Raw genomic sequence first — 21,555 nt, 5'->3', positions numbered from 1 at the left:
CCGCCGCCCCGCCCGCGGCCCCCCCGCCCGCCGCCCCTGCCGCTCCACCGCCGCCGGGGAAGGCGGCGCCTCCCCCGCCGCCACCGCCTGGCGCAGTGGGCGCGTTACCCCCGATGACCTGCGCGAAGTCATGGCCGAGACCGGTCAGGATCGCCCGGGCCTCCTGGAGAAGTTCCTGCTTCCTGTTCTGGCCGTTCTCGGAGATGGTGGACAGCACCATGCCGTCGGCGGAGGCCATCCGCTCCTTGAGGTCCTCCTTGGCCTCCTGGTACCGGCCGTGGACGTCCTCGGCCTCCCAGAGCGCGCTCGCCGTGCGGGTGGCGGCCTCGTTGAGCTGCTGCGCGATCTGCACGGCGAAACCGCCGGCGTTGCCCGACCAGCTGGCCACGCTGTCGACGCCGTCGGCGAGTTCGAGCAGGCCGGCGCCGTTGTTCACCGCCGCCTCGGAGGCGACCCCGACCAGTGCCGTCTCCTCACCGGTCGCGGCCTCGGCCAGCAGCTTCCACGCGAAGGCGGCCGCCTCCATCGCGATGTGCTGCGGGCTGCGGATACGCCGGATCACGTCGCCGAAATCCGAGTCCACGGTCATCTGCTGTTTCCTCCCCCGGGCCGGTGGTCACTCACGGCCGTGCTGGGTGACTGGGCCTGCGCCACGCCACGTCAGTGGCCTTCTTCGATGTGGAAATGCTGGTCGTTGATGCGTCCCTCGAACGACAGCGCGAGGTGCTCCTCGTAGGTCAGCACGCGATGCGCCTCGGCGTCCGTCCCGCGGGCGATCCCGGCGGCCGTGCTGGCGTCCGCCGCGATGCTCTCGATCGATCCCCCCGCCCGCTCGATCTGCTCGATCAGGCTGTGTGCCGCCGACTCCAACGCCGCCGAGGCCGCCTCCGCGTTCGGTACGTCCCCGAACATGGCGCGGGAGGAAGCGACGCCGGCGAAGGCCGCCTTCATCCCGTAGAGCCCGTTGCGGCCGCTGAGATCGGACTCGGCGCCGTCGAGTGCCTCCGGGTCGAGAGTGATGTTCTCCTCGTCCACGTACCGTCCCCCTCCCTTTCGGTCTTCCTCCGGTCACGGTGGCGACCGGCGTGGCTGTCCCCCTTCGACGACGTCCGGCGTCAGCGGCGCAGGACGTTGACCATGGCCTGGCCGCCCTCCATGCCGGTGTTCTGAACGTTGCGCATGGCGGTGGAGTTGCTCTGCACGTCCTCGTCGAACCGGGTGGCCAGGCGACGGAACTCGGTGTCGCGGTCCAGCAGGGCGCCGCGGATCTGCTCGTCGACGAGGCCCTGCTCGGTGAGCTCGTAGAGGGAGCTGCGGACGTTCTCCCAGATGCGCTCGCACTCCTCGCGCTGCTTCGCGGTGGCGCTGTGGAGGTTCTCGAAACCCGCGTTGGTGAACTGGATGACCATGGGTCGTCTCTTCCCGTGTGGTGGTCGAAAGGTCCTGCGGCGCTCGCCCCGGGCGGTCTCCGGGGCGAGGGCGATGACGCCCGGCGCGGCGCGGCGCCGGCGGGCCCTGCGTCAGATGGCGGCCGCGATACCGGCGTCGGCCCCGCCACCACCGCCGGCGTTGCGGATCAGGCTCTCGGCCTGCGAGTCCGTCTCCACACCGGTGTTGACGGTGACGTTGAGGTCGGCGGCGAGCCCGTTGAGGGTCTCGGCGAGGAGCCCGCCGAACCGGCCCAGCCCCTCGTAGTTCTCGCCGGCCTGGGCCGTGCCCCCGCCCTGGTAGGCGGCGGACACCTGGCCGGCGTTGGCGGCGACCTCCCGGGAGACCGTCTCCATCTCCTCGAACGCCTGGTCGATGATGTTCTGCACCCGGGTGGCTTCCTCCGGGCTGAGCTTGACCTCTTCGCTCATCTTTCCTCCTCCGTGGGGCCGCGTGGGCCGGCCCCCTCGGGCGGTCGGTGCGATGTCACGACGCGCCGGGGCAGCACGGCCTGCGGCAGGAACCACTGACGCTACGCGGCGGCCGTATCAGTTCCGTATCCGCGACGTGGCACCGGGCGGGGAGGGCGGCGACGGGCATCTCCGCCGGTGTCGCGCAGCGCCGGAACGCTCCGGTGCGCACGCGATGGGGCGCACGCGACAAGGCGCACGAACCACCGCGGCGGACATCAACGCGAAGGCGCGCCCTGGACGCGCCGGAGCAGGTGGTGGCGCCGGACGGCTACTCGCCGACGGCGCCGCGGCGCGGACGTCCGGTGTCGCCCCGGCCGCTCCGCTCCTCGTCCGACGGTGAGGACCCGGACGGCTCCGGGAACAGCGAGGAGAGCTCGCCCATCGACTCCAGCGGCACGACGGTGAGCGGACCGGGTTCGACCGGCGGCGGGTCCCCCTCGCCGTGGGCGCGGGCGCCGGGGACCGGGCCGTCGACGTAGTAGAGCCGGATGCTCTTGTTCTCCCGCCGGTTCAGGGCGTCCACCTCGGCCCGCGCCTGGTCGTTGTGGCTGTCGGCGGCCGCCTCGCGTCCCGAGTAGCGCAGCGCGGTGGCCAGCAGGCCGCGCATGTGCGCGGTGGTGTAGGGGTCCAGGACGTGTCCGGCGGCGTGCAGCATCGCGCGCTCCGCCCAGCGCGCCGCCTGGTCGTACTCGCGGCGGCCGAGGTGGTACTCGGCGAAGATGCCGCTGACCATGGTGCGGGAGTACGGAAGCCGGGACAGCCGGTGGGCACGGACGGCCAGTTCGTGACCGCGCCGGGCGTCGCCGCTCTTGAGGTAGCTGTAGGCGAGGTTGCAGGTGACGGACACCTCCGTGTCCACGAGCCCCTGCCTGCTCGCCTGCTCGCGTGCCTCCTCACCGGCGGCCCGGGCGGCCTCGGTCTCGCCCCCCATGGCGAGGCAGGCCGCGAGGTTGCTGAGCACGGTGAGCCGGTAGTCGTTCTCGCCGAGCGCGCCCAGCAGCCGGTCCGCGCGGCGCAGCAGCCGTGTGCCGCGCGCGCTGTCCTGCTGCTGGCCGGCGGCGCGGCCGAGCTGGGAGAGCGCGACGGCCTCGCCGTAGGTGTCGTCGAGGCGTTCGGCCACCCGCAGCACGATGTCGCAGACCCGCTCCTGGTCGCGCCAGTCCAGCCGGACGCCGAAGTAGGGCTCGATCGCGAGCGCGGCCTCGCGCGCGAAGGTGGAGAGCGGGCGCCCCGCCAGGTGGGTGCCCTCGTCGTAGCCGGGCGCGGAGAGCTGTTCGGCGAGGAGGAGGACGTCCTCGCGCACGGAGTCCAGCCAGTTCAAGGCCTGTTCGTACCCGTTGTGGTGTGCCGTCGCCGGGAAGCGGTCGGCGGCGGCGCGGCAGCGGTCGTGGTAGACCTCGTTGACCTGGAAGGTGAGGATGGCGGAGTTGAGGGCGCCGAGGTACCAGGACGCCAGCCCGGCCAGGCTGGCGCGGGCCTCCTCCGGGTCGAGGCGGTCGGCCTGCCAGGCGGCCGCGGAGCGCAGCAGGTCGTGGAGGGTGTACTCGCCGGGCCGGGGACTGTCGATGATCCGGGCGTCGGTGAGGCGTTCCAGCGCTTCCTCGGCCTCGGTGGGGGTGCAGCCGGCCGCCGCGGCGGCGGTGGCCGCGGTGTAGGAGCGCAGCGAGGCGACACCGAGCCGGGGGAAGAGCCAGGCGGCCCGGAGGTCGACCTCGTTCTCGCTGTCGGCGAGCTGGTCGATGCTGACCATGAGGCTGGCCCTGAGGTCGAGGTCGGCGACCCGCAGCTGCTCCATGCGGCCGTGCTCCTCGCGCAGCACGGCGATCCAGTCGCTGAGGCTCCAGCGGGGGCGGGCCGCCATCCGGGTGGCCACGATGCGCAGGGCGAGCGGCAGCTGCCCGCAGACGCGTGCCAGCTCGTACCACTCCTCGGGGCGGCCGCTGGCGCCCGCGCCGCCGACGGTCGAGCGGAGCATCTGTACGGCGTCGTCGTCGGCCAGCCGGCCGAGGTGGACGTGGTGGCCGTCGGCGAGTCCGGCCAGCATGGTGCGGCTGGTCACGAGGGCGGCGCTGCCCGGTTCGGCCGGCAGCAGCGGGCGGACCTGTTCGGCGTCCAGGGCGTTGTCGAGGAGCAGCAGCACGCGCCGTCCGCGCAGCCGTTCGCGGTACAGCTCCGTGGCGCGGCCGACGTCCTGCGGGATGTCCTTGAGCGGGACGGAGAGGGCCGAGGTCAGGAGCCGCAGGGCGGACTCGGGCGCGAGGGCGGGGTTGTGCGGATCGGCTCCGCGCAGGTCGACGTAGAGCAGTCCGTCGGGGAAGAACTCGGCCGCGCCGCGCGCGGCACGTACGGCGAGCGCGGACTTCCCGACGCCGCCGGCGCCGTCGATGAGGCAGATCCCGGGTGCGGTCGCGGCGTCGGCCAGCCGCTGCCGTACCAGGGCGAGTTCGGCGTCGCGCGCGACGAACGTGGCAATGGCGGCGGGGAAGTTGGGCATGACCGGCCCGCGCACGGGGCCGGTGCCCGTGGGGAAGGCCGCGGGGGCGGCGGGGCGGCGCAGCTCGGGGTCGTCGCGCAGGATCGACTCCTCCAGCTGACGCAGTTCCAGGCCCGGTTCGAGGCCGAGTTCGTCGATGAGCCGCTCGCGGACGGTGCGGTAGACGACCAGTGCGTCGGCGGTCCGGCCGCAGCGGTGCAGCGCGAGCATGAGCTGCCGTGCGAGGCGTTCGCGCAGGTAGTGGTGGTGCACGGCGGAGGTCAGCTCGTCGATGATCTCGCTGTGCAGGCCGAGCGCGGTCTTGAGGTCGAAGCGCTCCTCGACGGCGGTCAGCCGCAGTTCCTCCAGGCGGGCCTGCTCGGAGGTGCGCAGGGGGCAGTCGCCGGTGTCCTCCAGCGGGGTGCCGCGCCACAGGCCCAGTCCGCGTTCGAGGATCTCCAGCGCCTCGGCGGGCGCGGAGGAGGTCAGGGCGCGGGAGCGGGTGAGCAGTTCACGGAAGGCGCCGAGGTCGGTGTCCTGCTCGTCGAGGACGAGCTGGTAGCCGCCGGCGGCCGTCCGGATCCGGCCCTCGGGCAGTGCCTTCCGCAGTCGCATGACGTAGTTGCGCAGGGTGGTGCGGGCGCTGGGCGGCAGGTCGGTGCCCCACAGCTGCCCGGCGAGTTCTCCCGCCGGCACGACCTGTCCCGGCCGGAGCGCGAGGGCCGCGAGCAGCGCGCGGAGCATCGGTGCGCTGACCGTGGACGGCTCCCCGTCCTCGGAGAGCACTTCCAACGGGCCCAGCAGCCGGATCTTCACGCTCGTCACCTCCCCGGTACCCGGCTGGAGGGAAACCGGGTGCCACCCCCTTGTCGGCACGGTACCGGCCCTCTGAACAGGGACGGCCGCCGCGACCGGTCAGATCACGGACAGTGCCGGAAGGCAACCGTACACGTCCGGACATGGGAGGGGTTACGCGCTCCCGCGGGTGGGTGGAAGCCCGCCTGCTGACCGGTGCGCTCCGGGGCCGCCGGCGGGCGGGAAAGCGGTTACGCCCCGTCAGGCGGGCGCCACCGCGGGTCCGCGTGGCCCCCCGGCCCGGTGCGCGACAGCGGCTGTCAGGAGCTAGAGGACCAGGGTCCACAGCCACACCACGCCGGCGCCCAGCACGCCGAGCACCAGCGCGAAGAGCACGATGGTGACGACGAGTCCGACCCGCTCCATCGCCGGGTCGCGCCGCCGGCGCGGGGCGCGAGGTTGACGCGGCCGCCGTCCGCCCGCAGCGCTGCCGGAGGGCAGCCCGCGTTGCCCCTCGATGTCGAGCGCGGCGACGGCGACGGCCGCGGCGTAGTGCCGCTGGTCGGGCGAGAAGGACGGCGGCAGCTCGGGCGCGAGGCGCCGGTCCACCGCCACGACCCGTGGATCGTCCTGTTCGATCAGCGCACGGGCACGCGGTGAGATGTCGGACGACGCGGGAGTTCGTTCCATGACCGGCCCCTCCGGATGCGCACCCGCCCCCCGGCGGGTACTGCTGGGACCGAAGATAGACGCTCGCTCCCCCGCGCGTCGCTCCCCAGCCCGGGTCACCGGTCCGACGCGCCCGGCGACCGAGCCGCCCGGACGGCGGAACGCGGCGTCCTCCGTCGCCGCCGGTGGTGTTGAATCCGCCGGTGGTCCCGATCCCGCCATCTGAGGAGCAGCCATGCGCATCGCGGTCCTGGACGACTACCAGCGTGCCGCCCACCGGTTCGCCGACTGGGACGCGCTCGGTGCGGGGCGCGGCGACGTGGACTTCGTGCACGAGCACATCGCCGATCCGGACGCGCTGGCGGCGCGGCTGGCCGGGCGGCAGGCGGTGGTGGCGATGCGCGAGCGGACCGCGTTCGACGCGGCGCTCTTCGCCCGTCTGCCGGAGCTGGAGCTGCTGGTCACCACGGGCATGGCCAACGCCGCGATCGACCTGGAGGCGGCCGCCGCGCACGGCGTGACGGTCTGCGGCACCGAGGGGGCTCCCCACGGGACCGTCGAGCTGACCTGGGGGCTGGTCCTGGCGCTCACCCGCGGCCTGCCCGAGGAGACCACGGCGATGCGGCGGGGCGGCTGGCAGCGGACCATCGGCACCGACCTGCACGGCGCGACCCTCGGCGTCGTCGGTCTCGGCCGGCTCGGTACACCGGTCGCGGCCGTCGGGGCGGCGTTCGGAATGCGGGTCCTGGCGTGGAGCAGCCGGCTGGATCCCGAGCGGGCCCGGGCGGCGGGTGCCGAACCGGTCGACCGCGAGACGCTCTTCCGCACCGCGGACGTGGTGAGCGTGCACTACAAGCTCGGCGCGCGCAGCCGGGGTCTGGTCGGGGCACGGGAGCTGGCCTGGATGAAGCGGTCGGCGCTGCTGGTCAACACCTCCCGTGGCCCGGTGGTGGACACGGCCGCGTTGACGGCGGCGCTGCGTGAGGGCCGCATCGCGGGTGCGGCACTCGATGTCTACGACCACGAGCCGCTGCCGGACGACGATCCGCTGCGCACCGTGCCCAACCTGCTGCTGACCCCGCATCTGGGCTACGTCACCGAGGGCACCTACCGGGTGTTCTACGGCCAGGCCGCCGAAGACATCGCCGCGTACACGGCCGGCACCCCGGTCCGGGTCCTCTCCGCCTGAGACACCGCCCGCGGCGCCACCGGACCGCGAACACCGCCCGCCCGGCCGGCGCGGGCGCCGCCGCCCGCCGCCCTCCCCGCGACCTGCCGCTCTCTCCCGCTACACGCGCACCGGGAGAGAGAAGAGAGAGACCGGCGAGAGACCACGTTCCTAAGTTCCTTCTCCAGGCCCCAGTTTTCAGCCGGACCGGGAGGAGACATCGATGCCAGGAGATTCACGTTCTCTGAGGGCGGTCGTCGTGGGAGGCGGGCCGGTCGGATGTCTCGTCGCGATCGAGCTGCGCAAGCGCTCCTTCGAGGTGGACGTCTACGAACGCGGCCCCGACATCCGCAGCTACCCTCCCGCCCGGGGGCACTCGTTCAATCTCACGCTCACCAAGCGCGGCATGGACTCCCTCGACGAGGACCTGCTGGAGCTGCTGTACGGGCGGGGTGTTCCGCTTCCGCAGCGGATCGTGCACGCCGCCGACGGCACGCTCTCGTACCAGCCCTACGGCTCGGGCCCCGAGCACCACCTGCTGTCCATTCCCCGGGGCAGCCTGCACGAGCTGCTGCTGCAGAGGGCGGAGAACGCGGGCGCCCGGTTCCACTTCCACCACGAGTTCGTCGGCGCCGATCCCTCAATACCGCGGGCGACCTTCGCGGTCCGGGGTGTGAGCGTGACCGAGGCGTACGCGGAGCTGCTGGTGGGCTGCGACGGGGCCAACAGCATGGTGCGCCATGTGCTCTCCCGCTCCGGAGCGCGGATGCAGGTCTCGCAGGACCACTTCGGCGACGGTTTCGTCGAGGTCAGGCTGCCCGCCGACGAGGACGGCGGGCACACGCTGCTGCGCGCCCACCGGGACCCGGCGGAACCGCGCAGCGAGCAGCACGGGCTGCACATCTGGTCGCGGGGCCACTTCATGCTGATGACCCAGCCCAACACGGACGGCACCTACACGGCGGGGCTGTGGATGCCGTTGACCCATCCCGATCCGGAACAGCCGAGCTGGGAGACGATCACCTCCCCGGAGGCCGTCAACGAACTGTTCGCCGAGCACTTCGCCGACGTCGTGGAGTTCCTGCCGTCGCTGGCCTCCGACGTGCTCGCGGTCTCGCCGGCGCCGCTGAAGACGATTCGCTGCCTCCCCTACCACCATCAGCGGACCGTGCTGCTCGGGGACAGCGCGCACACCCTGGTCCCGTTCTTCGGGCAGGGCATCAACTGCAGCTTCGAGGACGTCCGCTCGCTGATGTCGCTGTACGACGCGAGCGTCGGGCGGCACGGCCCGGTCGGTGCCATCGACGTGACCCTTCCCGAGTTCACCCGGACCCGGAAGCCGGCCGGTGACGCCATCGCCGACCTGTCGCTGGCGATGAGCTCGGAACTCAAGCGGAGCGCCGCCAGTCCGGGGTTCCAGGCCAGGACCGCTTTGGAGAAGCTGATCCACCGGCGGCACCCGGACCTGTATGTGCCGCTGTACCACGCGGTGGCCTTCACCCACACGCCGTACCACGAGGTCACGGCCCGGCACGCCCGGCAGTCCGCCCTGCTCGACGAGTTGTGCGCACGGCTCGATCCGGTGCGGGACGCCGAGCTGATCATCGACGCGTACGCCGCCGCCGTCACGCGGCGCGACCATGCCGCGGAGGTGTCGGTGGTGCCCGCCGGCCAGGGGCTGTCCCTCAGTCCCGACCAGGAGAAGGAGCTGCTGGACCGGGTCGCCGAGCGGCTGGCGGCGTACCAGGGCGACCTGGCGAAGGGCGGTCTCCCCGCCTCGTTCGGTGACCTGGACCGGGTCGGCGCGGGACCGCTGGGGCCGCAGGGCGCGTCGGCCCCGTACGAGGGGACCGAGCTGAGTGATCTGCTGGACCAGGTCTTCGACCAGGCGCTGCCCAGCGGGATGCTCCACGCCCACGCGGGATTCCTCTCACATGTTCCCTCGGGCGGCCTGTTCCAGGGCGCGGTGGGCGAGTTCGTGGCGCGCAGTCTCAACCGGTTCGCCGGCGCGTGGGCCGCGGCGCCGGGCTTCGTGCAGATCGAGACCGCCGTCGTGCGCTGGTTCTGCACGGCGATGGGGTACGGGGAGGGGTCCTTCGGCTATCTGACCACGGGGGGTTCCATCGCCAACTTCATGGCGCTGCGCTGCGCGCTGGAGCCGATAGCCGAGGACGAGCGGCACCGGTCGGCGGTGTACGTCTCCGCCGAGGGTCACTTCTCGGTGCAGAAGGCGGCCCGGCTCGCCGGGCTGCGCGCGGACCGGGTGCGGTCCGTCCCGGTGGACGCGGAGTGCCGGATGGATCTGGCGGCGCTGCGCGCCATGGTGGAGCGGGACCTGCGCGACGGCGTGACGCCGGCGTGTGTGGTGGCCACCGCCGGCACCACCAACACGGGTGCGGTGGACGACATCGAGGGGATCGCCGCGCTCTGCGGCGAGTGGGGCGTGTGGCTGCACGTCGACGCCTGCTTCGGTGGCTTCTTCCGGCTCACCGCGCGGGGCAGGGAGCTGCTGGCGGGCACCGGGCAGGCCGACTCGGTCGCCGTGGACGCGCACAAGTCGCTGTTCCTGCCGCACGGCAACTCGGCGTTGCTGGTCCGCCGCAAGGAGACCCTCAAGGCGGCCTTCGCCATTCCCGGCGCGGCCTACATCCCGGAGCTGTCCGACGACGAGGACCGCCCGGACTTCATGAACTACGGGCCGGAGGTGACCCGCGAGGTGCGGGGCCTCACGGCGTGGCTGCCGCTGCGGCTGCACGGACTGCGGGCCTTCGAGGAGGCCCTGGACCGGACGCTGGACCTCGCGGACGACGTGGCGGCGCGGCTGGCGGCGCTGGACGGCGTCACCGTCGTACCGCGCGGCCGTCCGCACCTGCCGACCGTGACCTTCCGGCTCGGGCCCGCCGGTGGCGGCACGGCGGCCGACGGGCTGAACGAGCGAACGTGCGAACTGATCAACTCACGCGGCAACGTCTATCTGTCCACATCCAGCCTGCCGGGCCACGGGACCGTCCTGCGCGTCTGCGTCATGCACCACCGGACGGACGCGGCGGTGCTCGACCGGCTGATGACCGATCTGGAGTGGGCCAGGGAAACGCTTGAGCGCGACCATGTGGAGAGGAGTATCGCGTCATGAGGACCACCACCGAGGTTCAGTCCGTCCCACCGGGCCCGGACGCTCCGGCCGCCGACCAGCTGGGGTGGTTCGAGCGGGACCCGTTCGCCTGTGTCGAGGAGGCGTCGCGCCGGTACGGCACTCCCTTCACCCTGCGGCTGGGCTCGCTCGGCAACGAGGGCCTGGTCGATGTCGAACACCGGGGAGAGTGGGTCTTCCTCACCAGGCCGGAGCAGTTGCAGGCGATGTACACGGCGCCGGCGAGCATGACCAGCGGCGCCCACGCCAACCAGGTGTTCTTCGGGACCATGGAGGAGTCGGTCGGCTACATCGACGGCCGCGCCCACCGGCGGCGGCGCTCCCAGCTGCACCCCGCCTTCAGCGGCAACCGTGACTATGTGGCGATCATCGCGCAGGCGGTCGACAGCCACCTGGCCGCGTGGCCCCGGGACACGCCCTTCGAGCTGTTCCCCGCGCTCCAGGAGCTGACCAGCGAGGTGATCACCGAGGTCGTCTGCGGCAACTTCGACGCCGCGGACCGCCGCACGCTGGCCCGGCTGCTGCCGCGCACCGAGAACGCGCGGTTCACCGGGGACGAGATGCTGGCGGCGGACGACGCGGTCCGCGAGTTCGTCGCCGAGCGGATGCCCGGCCACCTGGCCCGTTCGGAGGCGCTGGGCCGGGACGACGTCCTCACCTCGCTGCTGCGGCACGCCGCCGAGGGAGACGGGTCACTGACGGACGAGGTCGTCCGGGACGAGGTCTTCAGCCTGCTGTACACCGGCTTCTCCACCACGGCCAACACCCTGGCCTGGGCGTTCGTCGAGGTGATGCACAGTGAGCGGGTGCAGAGGGCGCTGCGGGCCGAGGTCGGCGGGCGCTTCCGGCACCGTCCGCTGGCGCGTGAGGAGTTCGGCGACCTCGACTACGTCGACGCCACCGTGATGGAGGCGCTGCGGCTGCACCCGGTCTCCGCGCTCAACGGGGTGCGGATGGTTTCGGAGCCGCTGCGGATCGACGACTACCTACTGCCGAGCGGCACGATCCTGGTGCACTGCGCGCATGTCCTCCAGCGCAGCCCGGACCTCTACGCCGACCCGCTGGGTTTCTCACCGGAGCGGTTCCTGGGGAAGCAGCCCGACCAGTACGTGTGGGGCCCGTTCGGTGGCGGCACCCGGACCTGCGTGGGGCGCGGGTACGCGCTCGCGGAGATGCGGATGATCCTGGCCATGGCGGTCTCCGAGATCCGGCTCGACCCGCTCGGCCCGGTGCCGCGCGCCCGTCAGCAGGGCATCTTCATGGGGCCGGCCGACCAGGCCCGCTGTCTGGTGCGGAGCCTGCGGTGACGGGGGCCGTGGCGGCGCCGCGCGCTCCGGTGGCGGTGACCGTCCCGGACCGCGACACGGCGCGGGCGCTGGGACGGGACCACCCGGTGGTGCCCCTCTACCGTGAGTTCCTGGCCGACGCGCTGACCCCGGCGACGGTGTTCGACCGGCTCTGCGCGGACGGGGAGACCGGCTTCCTGCTGGAGAGCGTCCCGGTCGGCGGGACGGCCGTCGCCCGCTGGTCCTACGTGGGGCACCGGCCCCGCCCCGCGCCGGTCACCGAAGGGGACCCCCTGACGGCACTCGCCCCGCTGCTCGCGGAGCGCGCCGCCGTCCTTCCGGGGCTGCCGCCCTTCCAGGGGGGCGCGGTCGGCTACCTGGGCTACGAGGCGGCGCGGCACTTCGAGCGGCTGCCGGTCCCGCCGGGGCCCGGGCCGGGCGTGCCGGAGTCGGCGTTCCTGATCGCCGACGACGTGGTGGCCATCGACAACGCCACCCGGCGGCTGCTGCTGATGACCGCGCACCGGCCCCGTGACGAGGAGTACCGGGAGGCGGTGGCGCGGCTGGACGAGATGGAGCGGCGGCTGGCCGCCCCCGGGCCGCACGAGGGCGCACCGGTCCGGCCGTTCGCGGCGCCGGAGAGCCGGGCCGGGCCCGACGGCTGGCGGTGCGAGGTGAGCCGCGCGGAGTTCGAGCGGCGGGTGCGGCGGGCACGGGAGTACATCGCCGCGGGTGACGCCTTCCAGATCGTGCTCTCCCAGCGGTTCAGCAAGCCGCTGCGTGCCCACCCACGGGCGCTGTACCGGCAGCTCCGGGCGATCAATCCCTCGCCGTACATGTACCACGTCAGTCTGGGGGGCGGGCGGCACGTCATCGGCGCCTCACCGGAGCTGCTGGTACGGGTCGAGGGCCGGCGGGTGCGGACCCGTCCGCTGGCGGGTACCCGGCCGCGCGGCGGGGACCAGCACGACGACCTGGAGCTGGAGGCCGCGCTGCTGGCGGACCCCAAGGAGCGGGCCGAGCACGTGATGCTGGTCGATCTGGGACGCAACGACCTGAGCAGGGTGTGCGCTCCGGGCTCGGTGCGGGTCAGCCGGCTGATGGACGTGGAGCGCTTCTCGCACGTGATGCACCTGTCGTCGACCGTTGACGGCGAACTCCTCCCCGGTCGCGACGCGTTGGACGCCCTGCGGGCCGCGTTCCCCGCCGGGACGCTCAGCGGGGCGCCCAAGATCCGCGCGATGGAGATCATCGCCGAGCTGGAGGGCGAGCGCCGCGGCGTGTACGGCGGTGCCATCGGTCACCTCGGCCCCGGCGGGCGGCTGGACCTCGCCATCGGCCTGCGGACGCTGGTGGTCTCCGACGGGAGGGTCCACGTACAGGCGGGCGCCGGGGTGGTCGGCGACTCCGATCCCGCCGCCGAGTACCAGGAGACGCTGCACAAGGCCGGTGCGATGTTCGCCGCGGTACGGCACGCGGAGGCGGACAGGTGACCGCCGGGCCGCGGGTGGCGGTGATCGACAACTACGACTCCTTCACCTACAACCTCGTCCACTACCTCGCCGAGCTGGGCGCCGACCCGGTGGTGCACCGCAACGACGCGGTCACCCCGGAGGAGCTGGCCACCGCCGACCTGCTGCTCATCTCCCCCGGGCCCTCCTCCCCCGCCGAGGCGGGTGTGAGCGTGGCGGCGGTCCGCGCGCTGAGCGGGCACCGCCCCGTCCTCGGGGTGTGTCTGGGGCACCAGTGCGTCGCGACCGCGTTCGGCGGCACGGTGGTGCGGGGTTCGCCGACGCACGGCAAGACCTCGGAGATCACCCACGACGGCTCCGGTGTACTCGCCGGGCTGCCGCAGCCGTTCACCGCCACCCGCTACCACTCGCTGGTCGTCGACCCGCTGTCGCTGCCGTCCGCGCTGGTCCCCAACGCCTGGACGCCCGACGGCACCGTGATGGGCCTGCGACACCGCGACCACCCCACCTACGGAGTGCAGTTCCACCCCGAGTCGGTGCTCAGCCCCGACGGGAGACGACTGATCGCCACCTTCCTGGAGAGCGCAGCATGCGTGATGTGATGAGGAAACTCGCCGGAGGAACGAAGCTCACGGAGGCCGAGGCGTCGTGCGCCATGGGCATCGTGATGCGCGGAGAGGCCACCCAGGCCCAGATCGCCGGTTTCGCGATGGGGCTCAGCGCGCGCGGTGAGACCGTCGACGAGCTGGTCGGACTCGCGCGCACGGTGCGCGAGTACGCCGTGGAGGTCCACGCCGGAACCGATGTGCTGGACATCTGCGGCACCGGTGGCGACGGGCTGAACACCTTCAACATCTCCACGGCGGCGGCGATCGTCACCGCGGCCTGCGGAGTCCGGGTGGCCAAGCACGGCAACCGCGGCGTCTCCTCCGGCTGCGGCAGCGCGGACATCCTGGAGGAGCTGGGCGTGGTGGTGGGTCTGCCGCCCGACGCGGCGCGACGCTGCGTCCAGGAGGTCGGGATCGGCTTCCTGTTCGCTCCCCTCTACCACCCCGCCTTCCGGCACGCGGCCCAGGCGCGGCGGGAGATGGGGGCGCGCACCGTCTTCAACCTGCTGGGCCCTCTCACCAACCCCGCCCGTCCCTCGCGCCAGATCATGGGGGTGCCGCAGGCGGACCTGGTCGCCCCGATGGCGGAGGCGGCCGGCCGTCTCGGCCTGGTGCACGCGATGGTCTTCCACTCGATGGACGGCATGGACGAACTGAGCACCAGCGCACCCGCCGACGTGGTCGAGGTGCACCAGGGACGGCGCACCCACTACCGGCTCGACCCGGCCGAGTTGGGTCTGCCGCACTGTGACCGGTCGGAACTGACCGGCGGCGACCGCATGGTGAACGCCGGCATCGTCACCCGGCTGCTGGACGGCGAGCGGGGGCCCGCCCGGGACGTGGTGCTGCTCAACACGGCGGCGGCCCTCAAGGCCGCCGGACACGTGACGAGTTGGCGCAGCGGCCTGGAGACCGCCGCGCTGGCGGTGGACAGCGGCAACGCGGCCCGACTGCTGGCACGGTGGCGAGACCTCACCCACCGGCTGGCCGCCGAGTCCGCCCGGGCCACGGCGTGAGCGGCACCGCGGCGCCCGCCCTGCTGGACCGGCTGGTCGCCCAGGCCCGTGAACAGACGGCCGCCGACCGCGCCCTGCTGGACGAACCGGCGCTCCGCGAGGCCGCGGAGACCGCCCCGGCGGTAAGGGACTTCACCGAGGCACTGCGCGGCCCCGGCCTCTCGGTGATCGCCGAGCTGAAACCCCGCAGCCCGGTCAAGGGCGCGCTGGTCACCGACTACCGGCCCACGGAACGGGCGGCGGCGTACCGGCTCGGAGGAGCCGCCGCGATCTCGGTCCTCACCCACCGGGACGGTTTCGGCGGCTCGCCGGAACATCTGCGGGAGGTACGGGCGCACAGTGATCTGCCGCTGCTGCGCAAGGACTTCGTCGTCGACGACTACCAGGTGTGGCAGGCCCGGGTGTGCGGCGCCGACGCGGTGCTGCTGATCGCGACCGCGCTGTCCGCGGAGCGGCTGGCCGAACTGGTCGCCCTGGTCGAGCAACTGGGCATGACCGCGCTGGTGGAGGTGCACGACGAGGCGGAGGCCCGGGTCGCGCTGGAGGTGGGGGCGACGGTCATCGGTGTCAACCACCGGGACCTGCGCACCTTCTCGCTCGACCTCTCACTCACCGAGCGCATCGCGCCGCTGGCCGGTTCCGGCCGGCTGGTGGTGGCCGAGAGCGGTGTCGGCGGCGCCGCGGACGCGGCGACCGTACGCCGCGCCGGCGCGGACGCCGTGCTCGTCGGGGAGGCCCTCATGCGGTCCGGTACACCGGCCGCACTGATCGAGGAGTTGAGACAGGCATGAGTACGAGCCAGGTGACGGGCACACCCGAAGCCACCACCCGGCGGCGGCCGGTGACCGCCGCCGGGCGACCGCACCTCCCGCCACCGGGCTGGACGCCCGGGTCCTGGCGGCGGCTGCCGACGGCCCAGCAGCCCGAGTGGCCCGAACCGGCCGCGGTCGGCGAGGTGGTGGAGGAGCTGACGGCGATGCCGCCCCTGGTCCTGCACCAGGAGGCCGACGCGCTGCGACGTGACCTGGCCGAGGTCGCCGCCGGGCGGGCCTTCCTCCTGCAGGCGGGTGACTGCGCCGAACGGTTCGCCTCCGCCAACGAACAGGACGTGCGGGGCCGGGTCGGGCTGATCCTCCAGCTGTCCGTGCTCCTCACCTTCGGGGGCGGTCTGCCCGTGGTGAAGGTGGGGCGGATGGCGGGGCAGTACGGCAAGCCGCGCAGCTCCCCGACGGAACGGGTGGGCGGGGCGGAGATCCCCTCCTACCGGGGGGACATCGTCAACGACCCGGCGGTGAAGGGCCGCACACCCGACCCGGACCGGATGCGGCGCGCCTACCGGCACGCGTCGGTGACCATGAACCTGCTGCGGGCGGTCACCCAGGGCGGGTTCGCCGCCCTGTCCCAACTGCACGCGCGCAATCTGGAGTTCGTGCGGCGAGGCCCGGCCGCGCACCGCTACCGGGACGCGGCCGAGGACATCTCCTGGGCGCTGCGCTTCATGTCCGCCTGCGGCGCCGAGGACACCGGGGCGCAGCTCGCCCCGCTCTACACCTCGCACGAGGCGCTGCTGCTGGAGTACGAGCAGTCGCTCACCCGGCCCGGCGCCGAGCCCGGCAGCTGGTACGACTCCAGCGCCCACATGCTCTGGGCCGGGGAACGAACCCGGCAACCGGACGGCGGGCACATCGAGTTCCTTTCGGGGGTCGCCAACCCGGTCGGGGTGAAGGTCGGCCCGTCCAGCACGCCGGGCGAGGTGGTCGAGCTGTGCGAGCGGCTGGACCCGGCCGGCGTGCCGGGCCGGCTGACGCTCATCACGCGACTCGGGGCGGACCGGGTGTCGGCGCTGCTGCCGCCGCTGGTCCGGGCGGTGCGGGACAGCGGCCGGGAGGTGGTGTGGTCCTGCGACCCGATGCACGGGAACACCGTCGCGACCGGCACCGGCCGCAAGACCCGCAACCTGGAGACGGTGTTCGCGGAGATCGCCGGCTTCTTCGCGGTGCACCGGGCCGAGGGCACCGTGCCCGGCGGGCTCCATCTGGAGCTGACCGACCGGGACGTGACCGAGTGCCTGGGTGGCGTCCAGCAGCTGGTCGAGGAGCAGCTCCCGCTGCGCTACGAGAGTGTCTGCGACCCCAGGCTCAACGCCGTGCAGTCGGTCGAGCTGGCCTTTCGGGTGGCGGAGTTGCTACGGCGTCACCACCAGGTGGCGACCTAGGCGGTCTCTGATGCCCCCCGACCCCGCGACGCTCCTCGCCGGACAGGACGGGAAGCCGCGGTGGCGGCGGACGCGGAGCGTGCCCCGGGGCCGGGAACCGATGACGGTTCCCGGCCCCGGGGCACGTACGGGTCGGCTCCCGCGCCGCCGGTCAGCCCGGGCGTCCGGCCGGGGGGACGGCCTCGGCCGCGGGCGGCGGCCCCGGCGGGGTGCCCTCGCCGAAGGGCCGCCCTCCCAGCGCGTCACGGCCGTGCGGGGCGAGCCAGCCGGAGAGGTCGGGCCCGCCGGCCACGATGTGGTGGGGGTTACCGGCGTCCAGCACTGTGAAGTAGTGCCGCTTCATGTCGTCGAAGTCGACGGTGTCCCCGAACCCCGGTGTCTGGAAGAGGTCGCGGGCGTACGCCCACAGCGCCGGCATCTGGGCCAGCAGGTTGCGGTTGCACTTGAAGTAGCCGTGGTAGATCGCGTCGAAGCGCGCCAGGGAGTTGAAGAGCCGGACGTCGGCCTCGGTGATGGTGTCGCCCACCAGGTAGCGGCGCCCGGTCAGCCGCTCCTCCATCCGGTCGAGGCAGTCGAAGAGCCGCTGGTAGGCGCTGTCGTACGCCTCCTGGGTCTCCGCCATGCCCGCCTCGTAGACGGCGATGGCGACATTGTGGAAGACGTCGGTGTTCAGCTCGTCGATCTCCGCGCGGTGCGCCTCGGGGTAGAGGTCGGGTGCGCCGCGCCGGGCGTGCTCGCCCCACTCGGTGGCGAGGTCGATCGAGAGGGTGTCGATGTCGTTGGTGGCGACCTTGCCGCTGGGGACATCGACCATCACCGGCACGCTGACCCCGGCGTCGTAGCCCGGCGCCGCGGCGAAGTAGGGCTCGCTGAGGAAGCGGATGCCCAGCACGGGGTCGGGCGCGGGCAGGCGCCAGCCCCGTTCGTCCTGGAGCGGGTCGGTGAAGGCCACCGAGATCGCCGGCTCCAGTCCCATCAGTCTCCGGACGATCAGTGAACGCCCGGCGAACGGGCAGGCCCGGCTCGCCAGCAGGCGGTAGCGCCCCGCCTCCACCGGCCAGGCGCCGCCGTTACGGCGGATCCGGCCGTTGAAGCGGGTCGCGGACATCACCGAGGTGTCCTCGCTCATGTTGCTCCTGTTTCGTGGTGGGTCTTCCATGGTGCGGCTCCCGGAGGTCGGACACCGGGAGCCGTGGCCGGGGCCGCCCGGCCCTGGTCGGACACCGGACGCCGTGCCCCGGGTTCAGCGAGGGGGAACGTGCTGCGGCTCCGCTCCGGACGTCACCGGGGCCACCTCGCGGCTCTCCGGGTCCGGAAGCCGCGGTGGTCCGGACCGCAGGCTCAGCCAGAACAGCGCGCCGGCTCCGGCGTTGACCACCGCGAGTGCCGCGCACATGGCGGCCAGCCCGCCCGCCGCCAGCAGCGGCCCGGCCAGGGCGAAGGTGCCGACGGCCGCGGTGGCGCCCATGGCCAGTTCGCCCAGCCCCTCCGTGCGGTGCCGCAGCGGCCGCGGCGTGACCTCGACGAGCCAGGCGCTACCGCTGACCAGGTGCATGTTCCAGGCCGCGCCCGCCAGGAAGACCAGCAGCACGTCGGAGGCCCGGCCCAGTCCCGAGACCCCCAGCAGCAGGGTGAGGACCATGGCAACCGCCGCCAGGACGGAGGTCTGACGTGCCCCCAGGCGGCGGCAGAGCGCGGCGGAGACCGGGGACAGGGCGAACATGCCGCCGATGTGCGCCGCCATCAGGAATCCGACCGCGTTCAGGTCCCAGCCGTGGTGGTGGAGATGGCCGGGAGCCGCGCCCATGATCCCGACCATCGAGATGTTGCCGGTGGCCAGGACCGCCAGCGGCAGCCAGCGTGACTGCCGCCAACGTCCCGCGGACGCCGGGGAACCGGTCTGCGTCCGCTTGTCGGCGGGCGCCTCCTCGGCCGCGTCTTCCGCGGACTCACGGTCCGCCCGGGCGGAGCCGGCACGGCGCGAGGTGGCGTGCAGCGGCACGCAGATGAGGGCCGCGAGGGGGAAGACCACCATGGCTATCAGGTGCAGCCCGGTGAGCCGGTCGAAGCCGAACGCCTCGGCCAGCGCGCCCGACGGCCCCAGCAGCACCGGGCCCGCGACCGCGCCCACGGTGAGCGAGCCCACCGCGCGGCCCATGGCCTGCGCCTGGCGTCCGTCCTCGACCAGGTCCGCTGCGAGGAAGCGGCCCAGCATGGCGGCGGTGGTACCGGCCCCCAGCAGCACGCTTCCCGCGAGCAGCGCGGCGTAGCCCCAGGACAGGGAGAGGACCACGATCAGCGCGCCGAGCGCGGCGGTGAGGTAGCAGACCGCCAGCCCTGGTACCCGTCCGAAGCGGCGCATCAGCGCGGCGGCGGCGGGGCCGGAGAGCCCGGAGCCCACCACCAGGGCGCCCATGGCCGCCGGTCCGTGCGCGGCGGAACCTCCGATCTCCTCGGCGAGCAGCGGTCCCGCCGCCGCTCCGGCGGCCAGACCTATCGCGCCGACGCCCTGGCTGAGGCAGAGCGTGAGAAGGCTGCGGGGCAAGGGATCACTCGGCACAGGGGCACCCCAAATCGCCGTCGGTTGCTGTTCTGACACCGGCGGCCGCGTGCCACGGAAACGGGACGTGGAACGCCGGCCGCCGGGTTGCTCACGACGCTAGCCAGGGCCGCTCTCAGTGCTCTCTTCGCTACCGAAGAGCGCTCGGCCGCTGACGGGCGCCGTGCGCTCGCGCCCCGCGCGCCTCACCCGCGCGCCGCACCACTCACCCGCGCCCAACGCGCCAACGCGCCCACGCGCCCCCACCGCGAACGGGCAGAGGCGCGTGGACCGGCGCGGGGGCGGGCATCGTCACCGTGGCTTGACGCCGCTGATCACCCCGTGCGGCGTCCAGGTGTCGCCGGGAAGCCGCTGGATCTCCCCGAACCCGGCCTCCGCCAGCCACTCCTCGTAGTCCGTCCAGCGGTAGATCCTGCTGCGGGGCGCGGTCAGGGTCGCGAAGTAGGCGTTGTCGAGCGCGGAGTAGAGCGGGCCGTCACCCCGGTCGTCCGACATCACGTTGAAGATCATCACCTTCCCACCGGGCTCCAGCGCCTCGTACGCCTTGCGGAGCAGGCCGAGGTTCTGCTGCGGCGACCAGATGACGAGCTGGTTGGCGAGGAGCACGGCGTCGTGGCCGCCGGGGTAGTGCGAGTCGAAGATGTCGCACGCGTGGGCCGAGATGCGGTCCGACAGCCCCTCCTCGGCGATCTTCCTCTCCGCGATGGCCACGGCGCCCGGGAGGTCGACGACCGTGAACTCGACCCGGGGGTTGGCCTTGGCCAGGGAGATCGCGTTGACACCGTCGCCACCGCCGATGTCGAGGACCCGGCGGGTGCCGGACAGGTCCGCCTTGTCGACGAGGACCGGGTTGGTCAGCCGCGACCAGGACCGCATGCAGCGGTAGAAGAGCTGCTCCATCGAGGGGTCGGCCGCCAGCCGGTGGTAGAGGTCGTCTCCCTCGCCGGCGAAACGGGCCAGGCCGACGTTGGTGTTGGTGCGCAGGCTCTCCGCGAGATCGGCCTGCGGCGCGTAGACCACGTGCGCCTCGAACGCGACCAGGTCCCGGAAGATCTCCCAGAAACCGTCGCCGAACATGTCCTCCAGCACCGGCGCGTTGCGGTACCGGCCGTCGGTCACCGTGGTCAGGCCGAGCGCGGTCACCCCGAGCATCAGGATCTCGGTCGGGCGCTCCTCCAGGCCCAGCGCCGGGCCGATCTCCTCGGGCGTCAGCGCCTGCTTGTCCCGCAGCAGTTCGAACACGCCGAGCTCGCAGCCGGCGTTGAGCATCTGGAAGGCGCCCGCCCCGAACAGCACCCCGGCGAGGTCGGTGCGGGCGAGGAGCCCGCCGGGGCCGGGGACGCGTGCGGTACCGGCCGTGCCGGGCAGGGTGGGAGTACGGTGCTGTGTCGTCATCGCTTCTCTCCGGTACACGTATCGGCAGGTCAGGACACGTCGAACAGGGTTCCGGGAACGGGGTTGCAGCGCATCGTGTGGCCGATGCCGCTCAGCCGCTCCATCTCCTCCTCGCTCAGCTCGAAGTCGAAGAGGTCGATGTTGGCCCGGATACGGTCCGCCCGCGAGGACTTGGGAATCACCACCACACCGAGCTGCAGGTGCCAGCGCAGCACCACCTGGCCGGGCCCGCGCCCGTGCGCCTCGGCGACGCCGGTGACCACCGGGTGCTGGAGCAGTCCCTGGTTGCGGCCGAGCGGGCTCCACGCCTGGGTGACCACACCGCGCCGCCCGTGGTCGGCGCGCAGCTCCTCCTGCAGGAAGAGGGGGTGGAACTCGACCTGGTTGACCGAGGGGGTCACCGAGCACTCCTCGGCGAGGCGGGTGAGCTCGGCGGGGCCGAAGTTGGAGACGCCGATGGAGCGGATGCGGCCGTCGGCCTGAAGCTTCTCGAAGGCCCGCCAGCTGTCCACGTAGGCGCCGAGCGCCGGCCGGGGGAAGTGGATCAGGTACAGGTCGAGGTAGTCCAGTCCGAGTCGGTCCATGCTGGCGTCGAAGGCGCGCAGCGTCGCGTCGTAGCCGTGGGCGTCGTTCCACAGCTTGGTGGTGACGACGAACTCCTCACGCGGCACGTCGCTGCGGGCGATGGCCCGGCCGACCCCCGCCTCGTTGCCGTAGGCGGCGGCCGTGTCGATCAGCCGGTACCCGGCCTCGATCGCCACGCCCAGCGGCTCGTCCACCTCCTCGTCGGGAACCTGGAAGACACCGAACCCCAGTTGGGGCAGGGACGTTCCGTCGTTGAGGGGC

Annotated in this window: 18 protein-coding genes; 8 read left to right on the top strand and 10 right to left on the bottom strand. The window is 73.2% G+C overall.

Features of this window, described 5'->3' with window-relative positions; translation table 11 throughout:
- The 6 genes from E0D90_RS27395 to E0D90_RS09555 form a co-directional block, all read right to left on the bottom strand.
- Nucleotides 1-589, bottom strand: a 589-nt coding sequence (locus E0D90_RS27395) for a hypothetical protein (RefSeq protein WP_227870102.1), incomplete at its 3' end; no start/stop codon positions are given.
- A gap of 71 nt (nucleotides 590-660) precedes the next feature.
- A complete protein-coding gene (locus E0D90_RS09575) occupies nucleotides 661-1,035 on the bottom strand; it encodes a hypothetical protein (protein ID WP_130797350.1) in 375 nt (124 codons plus the stop codon).
- Nucleotides 1,036-1,115: 80 nt separating this feature from the next.
- A complete protein-coding gene (locus E0D90_RS09570; protein WP_103500463.1) occupies nucleotides 1,116-1,409 on the bottom strand; it encodes a hypothetical protein in 294 nt (97 codons plus the stop codon).
- Between the two features lie 111 nt (nucleotides 1,410-1,520).
- Nucleotides 1,521-1,859 (bottom strand): hypothetical protein, encoded by a 339-nt coding sequence (locus tag E0D90_RS09565; protein WP_103500464.1) that lies wholly within the window; start codon nucleotides 1,857-1,859, stop codon nucleotides 1,521-1,523.
- 310 nt (nucleotides 1,860-2,169) lie between these two features.
- Complete coding sequence (locus tag E0D90_RS09560) at nucleotides 2,170-5,190, bottom strand: AfsR/SARP family transcriptional regulator (protein ID WP_130797349.1); 3,021 nt, start codon at nucleotides 5,188-5,190, stop codon at nucleotides 2,170-2,172.
- Nucleotides 5,191-5,496: 306 nt separating this feature from the next.
- On the bottom strand, nucleotides 5,497-5,859 hold the full coding sequence (locus E0D90_RS09555; protein WP_130797348.1) for a hypothetical protein: 363 nt from the start codon (nucleotides 5,857-5,859) through the stop codon (nucleotides 5,497-5,499).
- 214 nt (nucleotides 5,860-6,073) lie between these two features.
- Here E0D90_RS09555 and E0D90_RS09550 point away from each other — a divergent pair, with 214 nt between their 5' ends.
- The 8 genes from E0D90_RS09550 (at nucleotide 6,074) to E0D90_RS09515 (ending at nucleotide 16,754) form a co-directional block, all read left to right on the top strand.
- Nucleotides 6,074-7,027: a D-2-hydroxyacid dehydrogenase family protein gene (locus E0D90_RS09550; protein WP_103529170.1), complete on the top strand. Its 954-nt coding sequence runs from the start codon at nucleotides 6,074-6,076 to the stop codon at nucleotides 7,025-7,027.
- A 202-nt stretch (nucleotides 7,028-7,229) separates the two neighbouring features.
- Complete coding sequence (locus E0D90_RS09545; protein WP_130797347.1) at nucleotides 7,230-10,139, top strand: aminotransferase class V-fold PLP-dependent enzyme; 2,910 nt, start codon at nucleotides 7,230-7,232, stop codon at nucleotides 10,137-10,139.
- Nucleotides 10,136-11,464, top strand: coding sequence for a cytochrome P450 (locus E0D90_RS09540; RefSeq protein ID WP_103529173.1), 1,329 nt, complete (start codon nucleotides 10,136-10,138; stop codon nucleotides 11,462-11,464). Before E0D90_RS09545 ends, E0D90_RS09540 begins: the two co-directional genes overlap by 4 nt.
- A complete protein-coding gene (locus E0D90_RS09535; protein ID WP_227870101.1) occupies nucleotides 11,461-12,936 on the top strand; it encodes an anthranilate synthase component I family protein in 1,476 nt (491 codons plus the stop codon). The genes E0D90_RS09540 and E0D90_RS09535 overlap by 4 nt, the downstream gene beginning before the upstream one ends.
- Complete coding sequence (locus E0D90_RS09530) at nucleotides 12,933-13,517, top strand: anthranilate synthase component II (protein ID WP_227870100.1); 585 nt, start codon at nucleotides 12,933-12,935, stop codon at nucleotides 13,515-13,517. Before E0D90_RS09535 ends, E0D90_RS09530 begins: the two co-directional genes overlap by 4 nt.
- A complete protein-coding gene (trpD, locus tag E0D90_RS09525; protein WP_130797346.1) occupies nucleotides 13,505-14,539 on the top strand; it encodes an anthranilate phosphoribosyltransferase in 1,035 nt (344 codons plus the stop codon). The genes E0D90_RS09530 and trpD overlap by 13 nt, the downstream gene beginning before the upstream one ends.
- Complete coding sequence (gene trpC, locus E0D90_RS09520) at nucleotides 14,536-15,330, top strand: indole-3-glycerol phosphate synthase TrpC (RefSeq protein WP_103529175.1); 795 nt, start codon at nucleotides 14,536-14,538, stop codon at nucleotides 15,328-15,330. The genes trpD and trpC overlap by 4 nt, the downstream gene beginning before the upstream one ends.
- Nucleotides 15,327-16,754 (top strand): class II 3-deoxy-7-phosphoheptulonate synthase, encoded by a 1,428-nt coding sequence (locus tag E0D90_RS09515; RefSeq protein ID WP_130797345.1) that lies wholly within the window; start codon nucleotides 15,327-15,329, stop codon nucleotides 16,752-16,754. The genes trpC and E0D90_RS09515 overlap by 4 nt, the downstream gene beginning before the upstream one ends.
- 151 nt (nucleotides 16,755-16,905) lie before the next feature.
- Here the strand turns inward: E0D90_RS09515 and E0D90_RS09510 are convergent, their stop codons facing one another.
- The 4 genes from E0D90_RS09510 to E0D90_RS09495 form a co-directional block, all read right to left on the bottom strand.
- Nucleotides 16,906-17,883, bottom strand: a complete 978-nt coding sequence (locus E0D90_RS09510; RefSeq protein WP_130797344.1) for a glutathione S-transferase C-terminal domain-containing protein — start codon at nucleotides 17,881-17,883, stop codon at nucleotides 16,906-16,908.
- 114 nt (nucleotides 17,884-17,997) lie between these two features.
- Nucleotides 17,998-19,299, bottom strand: coding sequence for an MFS transporter (locus E0D90_RS09505; RefSeq protein ID WP_157996843.1), 1,302 nt, complete (start codon nucleotides 19,297-19,299; stop codon nucleotides 17,998-18,000).
- Nucleotides 19,300-19,605: 306 nt separating this feature from the next.
- Nucleotides 19,606-20,709 (bottom strand): methyltransferase, encoded by a 1,104-nt coding sequence (locus tag E0D90_RS09500; RefSeq protein WP_103500474.1) that lies wholly within the window; start codon nucleotides 20,707-20,709, stop codon nucleotides 19,606-19,608.
- Nucleotides 20,710-20,738: 29 nt separating this feature from the next.
- On the bottom strand, nucleotides 20,739-21,555 hold an 817-nt coding region (locus E0D90_RS09495; protein ID WP_130797343.1), incomplete at its 5' end, for an aldo/keto reductase.

The sequence above is a fragment of the Streptomyces otsuchiensis genome (genome assembly GCF_004305975.1).
Lineage (GTDB): Bacteria > Actinomycetota > Actinomycetes > Streptomycetales > Streptomycetaceae > Streptomyces > Streptomyces otsuchiensis.
The sequence above is the reverse complement of the archived record's forward strand: the minus strand, read 5'-3'. Positions and strand labels throughout refer to the sequence as shown.

Coding starts and splice junctions, on each gene's coding strand:
- E0D90_RS09545 (WP_130797347.1), top strand. CDS start 7,230: ATGCCAGGAGATTCACGTTCTCTGAGGGCGGTCGTCGTGGGAGGCGGG.
- E0D90_RS09500 (WP_103500474.1), bottom strand. CDS start 20,709: ATGACGACACAGCACCGTACTCCCACCCTGCCCGGCACGGCCGGTACC.
- E0D90_RS09570 (WP_103500463.1), bottom strand. CDS start 1,409: ATGGTCATCCAGTTCACCAACGCGGGTTTCGAGAACCTCCACAGCGCC.
- E0D90_RS09550 (WP_103529170.1), top strand. CDS start 6,074: ATGCGCATCGCGGTCCTGGACGACTACCAGCGTGCCGCCCACCGGTTC.
- E0D90_RS09565 (WP_103500464.1), bottom strand. CDS start 1,859: ATGAGCGAAGAGGTCAAGCTCAGCCCGGAGGAAGCCACCCGGGTGCAG.
- E0D90_RS09555 (WP_130797348.1), bottom strand. CDS start 5,859: ATGGAACGAACTCCCGCGTCGTCCGACATCTCACCGCGTGCCCGTGCG.
- E0D90_RS09515 (WP_130797345.1), top strand. CDS start 15,327: ATGAGTACGAGCCAGGTGACGGGCACACCCGAAGCCACCACCCGGCGG.
- trpD (WP_130797346.1), top strand. CDS start 13,505: ATGCGTGATGTGATGAGGAAACTCGCCGGAGGAACGAAGCTCACGGAG.
- E0D90_RS09510 (WP_130797344.1), bottom strand. CDS start 17,883: ATGAGCGAGGACACCTCGGTGATGTCCGCGACCCGCTTCAACGGCCGG.
- E0D90_RS09540 (WP_103529173.1), top strand. CDS start 10,136: ATGAGGACCACCACCGAGGTTCAGTCCGTCCCACCGGGCCCGGACGCT.